17 protein-coding genes are annotated in these 14,069 nt (G+C 59.3%); all 17 read left to right on the forward strand.

Annotation, left to right across the window (positions count from 1 at the left end; all coding sequences use genetic code 11):
* The first annotated feature begins 17 nt into the window (after positions 1-17).
* The 17 genes from napA (at position 18) to GWQ27_RS21530 (ending at position 13,889) form a co-directional block, all read left to right on the forward strand.
* Positions 18-2,507, forward strand: coding sequence for a nitrate reductase catalytic subunit NapA (gene napA / locus GWQ27_RS21450; protein ID WP_275908277.1), 2,490 nt, complete (start codon positions 18-20; stop codon positions 2,505-2,507).
* Positions 2,508-2,523: 16 nt separating this feature from the next.
* On the forward strand, positions 2,524-3,258 hold the full coding sequence (napG, locus tag GWQ27_RS21455) for a ferredoxin-type protein NapG (protein WP_096118418.1): 735 nt from the start codon (positions 2,524-2,526) through the stop codon (positions 3,256-3,258).
* Positions 3,255-4,130, forward strand: a complete 876-nt coding sequence (gene napH / locus GWQ27_RS21460; protein ID WP_099992471.1) for a quinol dehydrogenase ferredoxin subunit NapH — start codon at positions 3,255-3,257, stop codon at positions 4,128-4,130. The genes napG and napH overlap by 4 nt, the downstream gene beginning before the upstream one ends.
* Positions 4,130-4,585 carry a nitrate reductase cytochrome c-type subunit gene (locus GWQ27_RS21465; RefSeq protein ID WP_005309884.1) on the forward strand — a complete coding sequence of 152 codons (456 nt, stop codon included), beginning with the start codon at positions 4,130-4,132 and terminating at the stop codon, positions 4,583-4,585. The genes napH and GWQ27_RS21465 overlap by 1 nt, the downstream gene beginning before the upstream one ends.
* Positions 4,586-4,679: 94 nt before the next feature.
* On the forward strand, positions 4,680-5,270 hold the full coding sequence (locus GWQ27_RS21470) for a cytochrome c3 family protein (RefSeq protein ID WP_005309887.1): 591 nt from the start codon (positions 4,680-4,682) through the stop codon (positions 5,268-5,270).
* Positions 5,271-5,531: 261 nt separating this feature from the next.
* A complete protein-coding gene (moaB, locus tag GWQ27_RS21475; RefSeq protein WP_005309891.1) occupies positions 5,532-6,038 on the forward strand; it encodes a molybdenum cofactor biosynthesis protein B in 507 nt (168 codons plus the stop codon).
* Between the two features lie 49 nt (positions 6,039-6,087).
* Complete coding sequence (gene moaC / locus GWQ27_RS21480; protein WP_059113847.1) at positions 6,088-6,582, forward strand: cyclic pyranopterin monophosphate synthase MoaC; 495 nt, start codon at positions 6,088-6,090, stop codon at positions 6,580-6,582.
* Positions 6,579-6,824, forward strand: coding sequence for a molybdopterin synthase sulfur carrier subunit (gene moaD / locus GWQ27_RS21485; protein WP_125607944.1), 246 nt, complete (start codon positions 6,579-6,581; stop codon positions 6,822-6,824). The genes moaC and moaD overlap by 4 nt, the downstream gene beginning before the upstream one ends.
* 101 nt (positions 6,825-6,925) lie before the next feature.
* Positions 6,926-7,405, forward strand: a complete 480-nt coding sequence (moaE, locus tag GWQ27_RS21490; protein ID WP_275908278.1) for a molybdopterin synthase catalytic subunit MoaE — start codon at positions 6,926-6,928, stop codon at positions 7,403-7,405.
* Positions 7,406-7,492: 87 nt separating this feature from the next.
* The gene (gene modA / locus GWQ27_RS21495) at positions 7,493-8,218 is read left to right on the forward strand and encodes a molybdate ABC transporter substrate-binding protein (RefSeq protein ID WP_275908279.1); all 726 of its coding nucleotides are present in this window, start codon (positions 7,493-7,495) and stop codon (positions 8,216-8,218) included.
* 220 nt (positions 8,219-8,438) lie between these two features.
* Positions 8,439-9,119: a molybdate ABC transporter permease subunit gene (modB, locus tag GWQ27_RS21500; protein ID WP_275908284.1), complete on the forward strand. Its 681-nt coding sequence runs from the start codon at positions 8,439-8,441 to the stop codon at positions 9,117-9,119.
* Entirely contained in the window at positions 9,116-10,216 is a 1,101-nt protein-coding gene (modC, locus tag GWQ27_RS21505; RefSeq protein ID WP_275908280.1) for a molybdenum ABC transporter ATP-binding protein, read from the forward strand. Before modB ends, modC begins: the two co-directional genes overlap by 4 nt.
* A 130-nt stretch (positions 10,217-10,346) precedes the next feature.
* Positions 10,347-11,126: an alpha/beta fold hydrolase gene (locus GWQ27_RS21510; RefSeq protein WP_275908281.1), complete on the forward strand. Its 780-nt coding sequence runs from the start codon at positions 10,347-10,349 to the stop codon at positions 11,124-11,126.
* A 104-nt stretch (positions 11,127-11,230) separates the two neighbouring features.
* Positions 11,231-12,274 carry a plasmid segregation protein ParM domain-containing protein gene (parM, locus tag GWQ27_RS21515; RefSeq protein WP_058406462.1) on the forward strand — a complete coding sequence of 348 codons (1,044 nt, stop codon included), beginning with the start codon at positions 11,231-11,233 and terminating at the stop codon, positions 12,272-12,274.
* On the forward strand, positions 12,264-13,082 hold the full coding sequence (locus GWQ27_RS21520) for a hypothetical protein (RefSeq protein WP_275908282.1): 819 nt from the start codon (positions 12,264-12,266) through the stop codon (positions 13,080-13,082). Before parM ends, GWQ27_RS21520 begins: the two co-directional genes overlap by 11 nt.
* 44 nt (positions 13,083-13,126) lie before the next feature.
* Positions 13,127-13,426, forward strand: coding sequence for a Bor family protein (locus GWQ27_RS21525; RefSeq protein ID WP_059113841.1), 300 nt, complete (start codon positions 13,127-13,129; stop codon positions 13,424-13,426).
* Positions 13,427-13,598: 172 nt separating this feature from the next.
* Entirely contained in the window at positions 13,599-13,889 is a 291-nt protein-coding gene (locus GWQ27_RS21530; protein WP_059113857.1) for a Bor family protein, read from the forward strand.
* Positions 13,890-14,069 lie beyond the last annotated feature (180 nt).

Here is a 14,069-nt window from a genome sequence, read left to right on the forward strand (position 1 = left end):
CAATGCGAGGAGATGTCATGAAGCTGAGTCGACGCGACTTTATGAAGGCCAACGCGGTGGCAGCTGCCGCAGCCGTGGCCGGTGTCAGTGCCCCCACCCTGGCGGCGAACCTGATCACCAGTACCGACAAGACCGCCATCAAGTGGGATAAAGCCCCGTGCCGCTTCTGCGGTACCGGCTGTTCCGTGCTGGTGGGTTCCCAGGATGGACGTGTCGTGGCGACCCAGGGTGACCCGGATGCGCCGGTCAACCGCGGCCTCAACTGTATCAAGGGCTACTTCCTCTCAAAAATCATGTATGGCGAGGATCGTCTGACCCAGCCCATGCTGCGCATGACCAATGGCAAGTTCGACAAGAATGGTGACTTTGCCCCCGTCAGCTGGGATCAGGCATTCGACATCATGGCCGAGAAGTTCAAGGCGACCCTGAAAGAGAAGGGCCCCACCGCCGTCGGCATGTTCGGCTCCGGTCAGTGGACAGTGTGGGAAGGCTACGCCGCCGCCAAGTTGATGAAGGCGGGTTTTCGTACCAACAACCTGGATCCCAACGCTCGTCACTGCATGGCTTCCGCCGTGGTTGGCTTCATGCGTACCTTCGGCATGGATGAGCCCATGGGTTGCTATGACGACATCGAGCAAGCTGATGCCTTCGTGTTGTGGGGATCCAACATGGCCGAGATGCACCCCATCCTCTGGTCACGGATGTCCGATCGTCGCCTCTCCAACCCGGATGTGCAGGTGCATGTGCTCTCCACCTTCGAGCACCGCAGCTTCGAACTGGCAGACAACGGCATGGTATTCACGCCCCAGACCGATCTGGCGATCCTCAACTACGTCGCCAACTACATCATCCAGAACGACAAGGTGAACTGGGAGTTCGTCAACAAGCACACCCAGTTCCGCAAAGGCACCACCGACATCGGCTATGGCCTGCGTCCGACGCACCCGACCGAAGCCAGGGCCAAAAACCCTGGCAATGGCGACTCCACGCCGATGAGTTTCGATGACTTCGCCAAGTTTGTAGCGGACTACGACCTGGAGTCTGTCTCCAAGCTCAGTGGCGTGTCGAAAGAGAAGCTGGAAAAACTGGCTCAGCTCTATGCCGACCCGAGCAAGAAGGTGGTCTCCTACTGGACCATGGGCTTCAACCAGCACACCCGTGGTGTCTGGGCCAACAACCTCTGCTACAACATCCACCTGCTGACCGGCAAGATCTCCACTCCGGGCAGTGGTCCCTTCTCCCTGACCGGCCAGCCCTCTGCCTGCGGTACCGCGCGGGAAGTCGGCACCTTTGCCCACCGCCTGCCCGCCGACATGGTCGTGACTGATCCCAAGCACCGCGCCATTGCCGAGAAGATCTGGAAACTGCCGGAAGGCACTATCCCTGAGCAGGTGGGGTATCACGCCGTGCTGCAAAACCGCATGCTCAAAGATGGCAAGCTCAATGCCTACTGGGTGATGTGCAACAACAACATGCAGGCCGGCCCCAACATGAACGAAGAAGCGCTGCCCGGTTATCGCAACCCGGCCAACTTCATCGTGGTGTCCGACCCTTACCCGACCGTCACGGCGCAAGCGGCTGATCTTATTCTGCCCACCGCCATGTGGGTGGAGAAAGAGGGGGCCTACGGCAATGCCGAGCGTCGCACCCAGTTCTGGCACCAGCAGGTCAAGCCGCCGGAAGGGGCCAAGTCCGATCTGTGGCAGCTGATGGAGTTCTCCAAGCGCTTCAAGGTAGAGGAAGTATGGCCGGCGGAGCTTATCGCCAAACAACCCGAGCTCAAGGGCAAGACACTGTTCGATGTGCTCTACGCCAATGGTCAGGTCGATCAGTTCCCCAAAGAGCAGAGCAAGGGCGAGTTCAATGACGAGTCCGAGTCCTTCGGTTTTTACGTCCAGAAGGGGCTGTTCGAGGAGTATGCCACTTTCGGCCGTGGCCATGGTCACGATCTGGCGCCGTTCGATCAGTACCATGAGGCGCGCGGTCTGCGCTGGCCGGTAGTGGATGGCAAGGAGACGCTGTGGCGCTATCGCGAAGGGTTCGACCCCTACGTGAAGGCGGGCGAGGGGGTGCGTTTTTACGGCAAGCCCGATGGCCGCGCCGTTATCTTCGCACTGCCTTACGAGCCGGCCGCCGAGGCGCCGGACAAAGAGTACGACATGTGGCTCTCCACCGGTCGTGTGCTGGAGCACTGGCACACAGGCACCATGACCCGTCGGGTGCCCGAGCTCTATCGCGCCTTCCCGGATGCGGTGCTCTTCATGCATCCGGAAGATGCCAAGGCCCGTGGCGTACGCCGTGGTGAAGAGGTGATCGTCTCTTCTCGCCGTGGCGAGGTGAAGACACGGGTCGAGACCCGTGGTCGCAACCGTCCGCCCAAAGGCCTGGTGTTCATGCCCTTCTTTGACGCAAGCCAGCTGGTCAACAAGTTGACCCTGGATGCGACGGATCCGCTCTCCAAAGAGACGGATTACAAGAAGTGCGCCGTCAAGGTCGTCAAGGCGTAAGGCGGGGGAGCGCGAGATGAGTCGTAGTCGCCGCCAGTTTCTGGCCGACATGGCCAAGGGGGCCTGCGGTGTGGGCCTGCTTGGTGTGGGTCTGGGCGGAATGGCGCGTCAGCAGGCAGAGGCGGTGCCCGCCCAGGCACTGCGTCCGCCGGCAGCCCTCGACGAGGCCGAGTTCCTCAGTGCCTGTGTGCGCTGCGGGCTCTGCGTCGACGCCTGTCCCTACGACACCCTCAAGCTTGCCCGGCTGTTTGAACCTGTCACCACGGGCACCCCTTATTTCCAGGCGCGCGCCGTGCCATGCGAGATGTGTGACGACATCCCCTGCGTGGTGGCCTGCCCAAGCGGAGCCCTGGATCAGGGGATGACCGACATCGATCAGGCACGAATGGGGGTGGCTGTGCTCATCGATCATGAGACCTGCCTCAACTATCTGGGCCTGCGCTGCGATGTTTGCTACCGGGTCTGTCCCTTGATTGACAAGGCCATCTCGCTCGAACTGGTGCGCAACCCGCGCACCGGCAAACACGCCATGTTTTTGCCGACGGTGCACAGCGACATCTGCACCGGTTGTGGCAAGTGCGAGCATGCCTGCGTGCTGGAGGAGTCCGCCATCAAGGTGGTGCCGCGCCAGCTCGCCAAAGGGGAGCTTGGCCATCACTACCGGCTCGGCTGGGAAGAGAAGCGCAAAGCGGGCAAGTCACTCATCGGTGAGCGGCTTACACTGCCGACCCGTAAACCGGAGGGGTTATGAGTCGTTATCCGGGAGCAGAGGCCAGCGCCAGGCTCGGCTGGTGGCGGTCACACCGCTTTTTGCTACTGCGTCGTCTGACCCAGTTCAGCGTGCTGGGGTTGTTTCTGCTGGGGCCGCTGGCGGGTGTCTGGATCCTCAAGGGCAATCTCTCCAGCTCGCTGTTGCTGGAAACGGTGCCGCTGAGCGATCCCTTGACCCTGCTGCAGTCGGTGGCGGCGGGCCATTGGCCCATCACCACCCTCTGGATCGGGGCTGTCATTGTGCTCTTGGGGTATTGGCTGGTCGGGGGGCGGGTGTTCTGCTCCTGGGTCTGTCCGGTCAACCTCGTCACGGATGCCGCCGCCTGGGCCAGGGCCAGACTTGGCCTCAAGGGCAATGGCCAGTTCAGTCGCAATACGCGCTACTGGTTGCTGGCCATGGTGCTGGTGGCCCCGGCCATTGCGGGCGTGCTGGTGTGGGAGCTGGTCAATCCGGTGTCCTTGGCCATGCGCGGCCTGCTGTTTGGAATGGGGGCTGGCTGGGCACTGTTGGCGATGATCTTCCTGTTCGACTTGTTCGTGGTGGAGCGGGGCTGGTGTGGTCATCTCTGCCCTGTGGGGGCCTTCTATGCCCTGGTCAACCGGGTCGGGTTCATCAAAATTTCTGCCAAGGGACGCGAGCGGTGCAGCAACTGCATGGATTGTTATGCGGTCTGCCCGGAGCGCCCCATTCTGCGCGGCCCCGTTCACGGTGCCAAGCGTGGTCACGGGCCCCTGATTGCGGCTCAAGAGTGTACCAACTGCGGCCGTTGCATTGATGTCTGCGCGGAGCAAGTTTTTGAAATCACTGTAGGTTTTGCCGTCAAGGCAGAGAAAATGTCGGAGAACACATAATGAAAAAGCTGATTGGAGCAATGCTGGCCTGCCTGATGGCGGGTTCCTTGATGGCCGCCATCCCCGAGATCACCAATAGCACAGGGGGGATCAAATCCGAGCGGGGGAGCACGGATCTCACCACGGAGGCTGAAGCCGCCCCTTTGAAGAACTTTCGCAAGGACGGGGATCTCTACGATCGCCAGTACATGCATCAGCCGCCGCTGATCCCCCACGATGTTCGCAACTATGAAGTGGATACCAAGGTCAACAAGTGTCTGGCCTGCCACAGCTTCAAGAATGCCAGCAAGATGAAGGCCCCCAAGATCAGTCCCACTCACTTTGAGACCCGTGACGGCATGACCCTGGGTGAAGTGTCGCCGCGTCGCTACTTCTGCCTGCAGTGCCACGTACCGCAAGCGGATGCCAAGCCGCTGGTGGAAAATACCTTTAAACCGGTTGAAGCACTGAACTGAGGAGTTCGCAGATGACATTATTCGGCGTTGTTCAGCGAGTCTGGAACACCTTTAACACTCCAGTGAACGAAGCACTGAACTGAGGAACCCATAGATGAAATTACCCGGCTTTATCCAGCGTCTGTGGACCACGTTCAAGTCACCGTCAAAGGCAGCCCTCTGGGTGCTGCTGCTGATGGGCTTTTTCGGTGGCGTCATCTTCTGGGGCGGCTTCAACACCGCCATGGAAGCCTCCAATACCGAGAAGTTCTGTGTCGGTTGCCACGAGATGAAAGACAACGTGTTCGTGGAGTACCGCGACACCATTCACTATGCCAACCGTTCCGGTGTGCGGGCCAGTTGCCCGGATTGCCACGTGCCTCACGAGTGGACCTACAAGATCATTCGCAAGGTACAGGCCTCGAAAGAGCTGTGGGGCATGTTGACTGGCAAGGTGGATACCCGCGAGAAGTTCGAGTCGCACCGGCGCGAAATGGCCGAGCGGGAGTGGCAACGCATGAAGGATACAGACTCGAGGGAGTGCCGCAATTGCCATAACTTCGAGTACATGGACTTCTCTTTGCAAGGCAAGCGGGGGGCGCAGATGCACTCCACCAGTCTGGCCAGTGGCGAGAACACCTGCATCGACTGTCACAAGGGCATAGCTCACCAATTGCCTGACATGACGGGGGTCAAGGGCTTTTAAGTCATCTTGAACAGACCGGGGTTGTCCGGTCTGTTCATATTCCCGCCAGCCAGCTTGAAACGGTATTTGTGCCTCCTTTAAATCCCCCCTCTTGCGCGAGTTTTGGTAGAATCGGGCCGCCGTGAGTCGCAGGGAGTGAGCGGGTGGTCAAGGTTGTGCCCGAGCAGGCACTGGCCATCCCGAGAGCAGGTACCGCCAGCCGAGATCCTGACCACTCTCTTCTTCTCTTTTCTCACGGTCTTTTGCTATCAGGAGCTGCCCATGGGACAGAAAAACAGCGCATTCATTCCTCTCAAGATCGCCGTGTTGACGGTCTCCGACAGTCGTACCATTGCCAATGACAGTTCGGGCGATTACCTGGTGTCGGCCGTGACAGAAGCAGGTCACCAGCTGGCCGATCGTGCCCTGCTAGCCGACAACCTTTATCAGGTTCGTTCCCGGGTCAGTCAGTGGATTGCCGATGAAACCATACAGGTAGTGCTGATCAATGGCGGCACGGGTTTTACTGATCAGAACTGGGTGCCGGAGGCGGTCGGCGTACTGTTTGATCGCACCGTCAAGGGCTTTGGCGAGTTGTTCCGCCAGCTCTCGTTTGCCGAAATCGAAGGGTCGGCCATGCAGAGCCGTGCCCTGGCCGGGCTCGCCAATCGTACTCTGGTCTGCTGCCTGCCCGGTTCTCCCGGTGCTTGCCAGCTCGGCTGGGAGCAGCTTATCCGGGATCAGCTCGATGCTCGTACCCAGCCCTGCAACTTCGTGGCCCATCTCTGAGTCGCGAGTCATTGATCCCAACTCTATATCAGCCTTAAAGGGGAGCGTGATGAACCTGACCCATCTCAACCAAAGCGGCGAAGCCCACATGGTGGACGTGACCGACAAGCAGGTCACCGAACGTGAGGCCCGCGCCGAGGCTTTCGTCGCCATGGCATCTGACACCCTGGCCCTGATCCTGAGCGGTCAGCACCACAAGGGTGACGTGTTCGCTACCGCCCGCATCGCCGGCATCATGGCGGCCAAGAAGACCTCGGATCTTATCCCGCTCTGCCATCCGCTGGCATTGACCAGGGTCGAGGTGGAGATAGTGCCGTTACCTGAGCAAAACAGGGTTCATATCCGCACCCTCTGCAAACTCTCCGGCAAGACAGGGGTGGAGATGGAGGCACTGACGGCCGCATCGGTTGCAGCGCTGACCATCTATGACATGTGCAAGGCGGTGCAAAAGGACATGGTGATCGAACAGGTTCGACTGGTGGAGAAAAAGGGCGGCAAGTCCGGCCACTTTCAGTTGGGATCGAATGCAGGAGATAACGCATGATCAAGATACTGTTTTTTGCGCAAGTAAGAGAGCTGGTGGCCTGTGATGAGCTGAGCCTGCCCTGTGACTACGCCACCGCTGAAGCGCTGCGCAGCAGCTTAAGCGAGCGCGGCGACAAGTGGGCGTTGGCGCTGGAAGCTGGCAAGCTGCTGGTGGCGGTCAACCAGACCCTGGTGCCCCTCGATACCCCCATCAATGATGGCGATGAAGTGGCCTTCTTCCCCCCAGTGACCGGAGGTTAAGGATGCGCGAGATAATGACAGTGGATCGCACTACTGAGCTGTGCGGTGGCGACGAAGTGGCCTTCTTCCCTCTCCTTCCAGTAACGACCGGAGGCTGAGCCATGTCTCAAGCAACCACGACACCCATAGATCGCATTCTGGTGCAGCGGGAGGACTTCTCGCTGGCCGACGAGTATGCCCGTCTCGCCACCCGCCCCGACAGTGGCGCCATCGTCACCTTCGTTGGCAAGGTGCGCGACTTCAATCAGGGAGAGGAGGTGAAGGGGTTGGCCCTCGAGCACTACCCCGGCATGACAGAGAAGGCGCTGGCCGATATCGTGCAGGAGGCCCGTCGCCGCTGGCCGCTGCAGGAGTGTACCCTGATCCACCGCATCGGCGAGCTGTGGCTTGGCGATCAAATCGTGCTGGTGGCGGTGAGCAGCGCCCACCGTGATGCCGCCTTTGATGCCTGCCACTTCATCATGGATTTCTTGAAAACTCGGGCGCCGTTCTGGAAAAAAGAGCTGACCGCCGAGGGTGTACAACGCTGGGTCGAGGCCAAGGATAGCGACAACGCCGCCTCCGCCCGCTGGCAAGCCTGACCTGTTCATCACGAGGGGCGCAGGTTCAACGGGAACCACGGCCCCGCTTAGGGGCGCGGATGTTCGGGCCTCATCAGGAGAAAGGGAATGAAACCGCTGTTATCTGTTGTCATCGCAGGGGTCTGCGCCGCCACCTTGCATACCGGTGCCGTGCAGGCCGATGAAGTGAAGGTGGCCGTGGCTGCCAACTTCAAGGGCACCATGGAGCGTATCGGCAAGGCGTTCACGGCCAAGACCGGCCACACTCTGGCCATCTCGTCTGCCGCGACCGGGGTGCTCTACACCCAGATCAGTCACGGCGCGCCGTTCGATCTCTTCCTCTCCGCCGATGTGGCGACTCCCGAGAAGTTGGAAAAAGAGGGCAAGGGGAGCGATCGCTTCACCTACGCCATCGGTCAGCTGGGACTGTGGAAGAAGGGTGGCCCGGCTCCTGACGAGGCGACCCTGCGCAGCTGGAAAGGCAACCTTGCCATCGCCAATGCCCGCACCGCACCCTATGGTGCCGCCGCCATGGCGACCCTCACCCATCTCAAGATCGATCCCAAGCAGTACCGGCTGCTGACCGGTGCCAACATCGGCCAGACCTGGCAATTTGTCGATACCGGCAATGCCGAGCTGGGCTTCGTCGCCTGGGCCAATCTGGTGGAAGCGGGCAAGACCGGCGAAGCCTGGGCGGTGCCAGCGAGCTTCTATCCCGCCATCGAGCAGCAGGGGCTGGTATTGAAGAAAGGGGCCGCGGTGGAGGCGCTGGTCGCCTGGCTCAAGGGGCCGGGTCAGCACATCATCAAGGAAGCGGGCTATGCCCTGCCTTGATAAGGGCATGGGGTTGGCACGATAGCCTGAGTGGTCGGCCTTCGGGTCGGCCACTCTTTGCAATGAGGATGGAGGCCATGCCGTTGGCTGCATTCAACCGGGAGCCGGACGATGAATAGAGATCTGTTGGCGATGGCTTGCCTGACTCAGGATCAGGTCTACCAGGAGTGCGGCTCGTTTGCCGTGTCTGGTGCTGAACCAGGCGTTGGGAGTGAATCTGATGAGTGAAGGGGATCTGCTGGCGATCTGGCTCACCCTCAAGCTGGCAGCCTGTACCACCGGCATATTATTGCTGCTGTCGCCGCCGCTGGCCTGGTGGTTGTCCCGCAGCCAGCACAGATTGCGGCCGCTGGTGGAGGCCTTGGTGGCATTGCCGCTGGTGCTGCCCCCCACTGTGCTGGGGTTTTATCTGCTGCTCGCCTTCTCCCCCGAATATGGCTTCGGTGCCTGGTGGCGCGACACCTTCGACGCTCCGCTCGCCTTCAGTTTTCTCGGCCTGCTGTTTGCCTCCATCCTCTATTCGCTGCCGTTCGTGGTGCAGCCGCTCACCTCCGCCTTCGTCAACATGGGCAACAAGGAGCTGGAAGCCGCCGCCACCCTGGGGCTGGGGCCGGTCGAGCGCTTCTTCCACATCATTTTGCCGATGACCCTGCCCAGCTTCGTGATGGCGGCGGCCCTCGGCTTTGCTCACACCCTGGGGGAGTTTGGCGTGGTGCTGATGATTGGCGGCAATATCCCCGGCGAGACCCAGGTGCTTTCGATTGCCCTGTTTGATCACGTGGAGGCGATGGATTACCAGAACGCCCACTATCTGGCGGGCGGCCTGATGGGCTTCTCGCTGGTGATGCTGGTGCTGGTCTATGGCGTATTGCAGCGCCGGCAGCGGAGACTGTTCGGATGAGCCAGCCAGCCAATATGTCGCAGGGCAACGCCCTGCACCGCCATCCCTTGCAACTTGATGCTCGGCGCGAGTTTGGCCCCTTTACCCTCGATTGCACACTGACCTTGGAGCTGGAGGGCATTCTCGGTCTGTTTGGCCCCTCCGGCTGCGGCAAGAGCACACTGCTGCGCATCCTCGCCGGGCTCGATCGTCAAAGCAGGGATCGCTTGTGGTGGCGCGATCGGGAGTGCGCTGCACTGCTGCCCGAAGCACGCCGTATCGGACTGGTGTTTCAGGATTCGCGCCTCTTCCCCCATCTGACGGTGCTCGGCAATCTGCAGCTGGCGGCTCGCAAGGGGCGGGGACGCTGGCAGCCCGAAGTGCTGGCGGCTCGGCTCGGCTTTGCCGATCTGCTGGCGCAGCCTGCTCATGCGCTTTCTGGTGGTCAACGCCAGCGGGTAGCATTGGGGCGGGCGCTGCTGGCCGAGCCCGATCTGCTGCTGCTCGATGAGCCCTTCTCGGCGCTGGACAGCCGCAGCCGCATCCATCAGGCCCACGTGCTCAAGGGGTTGCAGCGCGAAAGCGGCATCCCCATGATCTTCGTCAGCCACGCCATGGAGGAGGTGAGCCTGCTCTGCGATCAGCTGGTGCTGCTGGAAGGTGGCAGGGTGGAAGCGCAAGGCAGGCCGAGCGAGATCTTTGCCCGCACGGATCTGTCGCTCGCCAGTCGCGACGATGCCGGTGTGATGCTGGATGCCACCCTGGCCCACTACGATGACGACGAGCAGATGGCGACCCTGGAGCTCGGCGAGCAGACATTGCGGGTCACCATGAACCGGATGCCGGACGAGAGTGGCCCCTTGCAGATCAAGGTGGCGGGGCGGGATGTGGTGATCGCCACGGCGCCTATCGAGCACTCCAGTCTCTCCAACTGTCTCACCACCCGTTTGATGGCGGTGCGCGAGGTGCGCCCCGGCCAGACCCTGTTGCAGTTGGCGCTGGGTGAGCAGATACTGCTGGCCCGGATCACCAGTCGCTCCGCCACCCGTCTGGCGCTGGCGCCGGAGCAGCAGATATACGCCTATATCAAGGCGGTCAGTCTGGTCAGTGAAGGTTGAATGGGTGGTGATCTGATACATTGTGGGGCGGCATACCCGGCTAGCGCAGAGGATATGCCCGCAAGCTGGCTGGTGACTATCGGGATAAACAGGGCATGGTTCAGGCAATGAGTCGAGAGGCGATGAACTGATGCGTCGCAATCAGGTAATGAAATCCAACGGTCTTGCCCTGCGCAGTGCGGGGGAGGGCCCCTTGCTATTGCTGTTGCACGGGCTTGGCTCTTCCAGCCTCGACTGGCAGGCGCAGATAGAGCGTTTTTCCGAACACTACCGGGTGGTGGCGCTGGACTTGCGTGGCCACGGCCAGAGCATGCAGGAGGGGCCGTTCGACGTGGCGACCCTGGCGGCCGACGTGGTGAACTGGCTTGATGAACAGCCTGAGCCTGCCTGGGTAGTGGGATTGTCGCTGGGGGCCATGGTGGCGCTGGAGCTGGCCTTGCAACTGCCGCACAAGGTGCGAGGGCTGGTGCTGGTCAACGGCTTTAGCGAGTTTTTGCTGGAGACCCCCAAGGAGCAGGAACGCTACGCCCAGCGCCTCAAGTGGCTGCGCTGGTTTGGCATGCGCCCGCTTGCCTGGTGGCTGGGGCGCGAGCTCTTCCCGGGACCCGATCTCGCCCAGGTGCGCCACACCTTTCGGCTGCGCTTCGTGCGCAGCAACAAAAAGAAGACCTATCGGGCGCTGCTCGATGGGCTGCCCGGCTGGTCGGTACGCGCACGGCTTGGCAGCATCTGGCAGCCGGTGGCCATCATCTCCACCAGTCACGACTACTTGCCGCTCGCCAAACGGGTGGAGCAGTTCGCCGCCCTGCCCAACGCCAGTATTCATACCCCCAATGGCCACCATGCCTGGCCGGCAGAAGATCCCTCAGGGTTTAATCATTTGCTTCACCGGATTTTAGAAACCCATTAGACTTGTCGTCCTTTTAACCCGTGTGTGTATTGGTCCGATCGCCTTGCCAAGGGCAGAAGGCAAAGCAATCGGACCCATTTTGCTCTATCAACAGGTGTTTCCTCATGTCTGAAGTAATGAAAATAGCCATCGATGATGGCTCGACCAACGTCAAGGTGAGCTGGATTGAGAACAAGGTGCTCAAGACCATCATCTCTCCCAACTCCTTTCGCAAGGATTGGAAGAGTGCCGCCTTGCGCAAAGACAAGAAGATCTACAACTACGAGATAGGCAACACCAAGTACACCTACGATGCCACCTCAGACAAGTCATTGGCGACCACCCATGTGGAGTACCAGTACGACGATCTCAACCTGCTCTCCGTTCATCATGCCCTGCTGCAGACCGGTGTGACGCCGTGCGATGTCGCCATTACCGTGACCCTGCCCATTACTGAGTTCTATAACCCGGACGATTGCCAGCGCAACGAAGAGAAAATAGAGAAGAAGCGCCGCAACCTGATGCGCGCAATTTCCCTCAACAAGGGTGAGTTGTTCAATATCGTCAGCGTCGAAGTGATGCCGGAGAGCCTGCCTGCTGCGCTTTCCCGCCTGATCGGCTCGGGCTGCAACGAATTCACTAAAACGCTGGTGATCGACTGCGGTGGCACCACGTTGGATATGGGGATCATCGTCGGCCAGTTCGATGATGTCTCCGATGTGTATGGCAACAACGAGATCGGTGTCTCCATGGTCACCGACGCCACCCGCAAAGCGCTGGCCGCAGCAGACAGCGACTCCAGCTATCTGGTGGCCAACGAGTTTATCAAACGTCGCCACGACATGAGCTTTGTGCGCGATGTGGTCAACGACGAGAGCCAGATCCCCAAGATCCTCGAGAAGATGCAGAACAAGATCGACGAACTGGGGACTCAGGTTGCACATGAAGCGAAAAAGTTTGCCAAGAACCCGAACCGTGTCTATCTGGTCGGTGGCGGTGCTTCCCTGATTTATGATGCGATCAGGGTGGCCTATCCGACCCTGGGTGACCGTGTAGAGCTGCTGGACGATGCCCAGTCAGCACTGGCTCGCGAGATCTGCCTCTATACCACTGAAGAGGATGAAGTCTATCGTGAAGCTCCTGTGATGGCCGAGGTTGATGATGAGTAGTCAACTCAAGCGCATGACCTTCTCCATTTATATGGATCCGGGTGCGCTGGAGTCTGATCGCTATGCGGTCGGGGTATTGCAGAACTGGTATCAACGGGCGCGCAAGATCCAGGATGGCACCGAGGAGTTTGACTTCTCTAAGAGCCGTTTTCACAAGGATATCTACCTTTCCGGCATGTTTATGTACGTGCTGGCGCCCAACCTCTGCAAGGCGATAGCCAATGCATTGGGGCCGGAACAGGTGAGCATGACCACCCTGCGCCACGCCTTTGCCAGCTGTGGTTTCAATTTGGGTGACGGGAGTGCAGCGGGATTGCCCGCTACTGATGCCATGATCGACCAGATCGTGGCGCGCTTGGCTCCGCAGCTGGGGCTGAGTGATACCAGTGCGCTGGTAGATGAGATCGTCCATCGTCTTGGTCAGCAATCATCCATCCCTGCTCAGGATAATCTGGTTGATGAGATTGTTAGCAGACTGGGTGAGCAGCCTACTGAGCTGTGGGATGAACTCAGACAAGGGTTGCCGGCTCCTCTTGATCATGATCTGTTAGCCGAAGCCATTGCTGGCAAGCTGCCTGCTACTGCTGCCGAGCAGGATCTGTTACCGCTGCAGAGCAGCATCCAGCAGCTCTCCCGCCAATTGGAAGAACAATCCAGGCTCATTCGCGATCAACACCGGCTGATCCAGCGACTGGCGAGTGCTCCTGTTCGCCAAGGCGCAGCTGGAACGGAGGCAGACCCCTTGATCGAGGATCTATCGAGCCAGGTCGCCAATATGAAGAAGGTCAAGGCTAAGGGTATTTTCTAAAATCCCACTTCGATCAAGATGCCGTTATCGTCAGGATCAAACACATGAAGCAAGTAGTATGGATGGCATGGTGCAGCCTTGCTGCTATTCCATCAGGCTGCGCCCAGCAGACCTTTTTCGTGCATGCGGGCAACCCGGGTCAGCCAAACAGGGAAGTTAGCCATGATTTTGTACTGGCAGGCATTGGTCAGAGTGAAACGGTCAACGCCTCTTTGGCCTGTCATGGCGACCCGGAAAAGGTCGTTCGTGTGGAAGTGCAGCAGACGCCACTGGATGGTTTGATGGCGGCATTGACGTTGGGAATTTATACCCCAAGAACGGCGCGAGTTTATTGCAATCTTTGATTTTCTGCCACGCGACATAAAGTCTCATACAAAGCCTTGTTGCTATCTCAAGATTTTGGTAATGTGCGCACGTCTTGGAATGTTATTTATTTATCTTATTGATAATAAATATAATATTTCTTTGTGTGGCACCGGCATAGCCGGAAATAATAAAATTGTCAGGGATAATAAAATGAAAAAAATGGTATTGACTGCGGTCGTTGCAATGATGATGGCTGGCTGTGCACAGCAGGGGTTCACAGTGCATTCCGGTAATATAGTGAAACCCACCAAGGAAGTGACCCATCATTTCTTCATTTCCGGTTTGGGTCAGAGCAAGACTATAGATGCGGCCGCTGTTTGTAATGGTGCAGATAAAGTGGTACGTGTCGAAGCACAGCACACCTTCCTTAATGGCTTGTTGGGCGCGGTTACCTTCGGTGTTTATACCCCGCGTGAGGCTCGTGTCTACTGCGCAGGCTGACTACCCATCGTGTAAAAAGTCGACCCACACGGGGTCGGCTTTTTTATGGCTATTGTCCCGTCCTGAATATGGTTTACACCTTTCCCCCACATAAACGGAGAGCCCGATGGGACAAGGTGTGAAACGGACACAGCGCGATTACTCGCTGACTTTTAAACTGGCACTGGTCGAGCAGATTGA

This window comes from Aeromonas sp. 5HA1 (assembly GCF_029237245.1).
In the GTDB taxonomy this organism is placed as follows: domain Bacteria; phylum Pseudomonadota; class Gammaproteobacteria; order Enterobacterales; family Aeromonadaceae; genus Aeromonas; species Aeromonas salmonicida.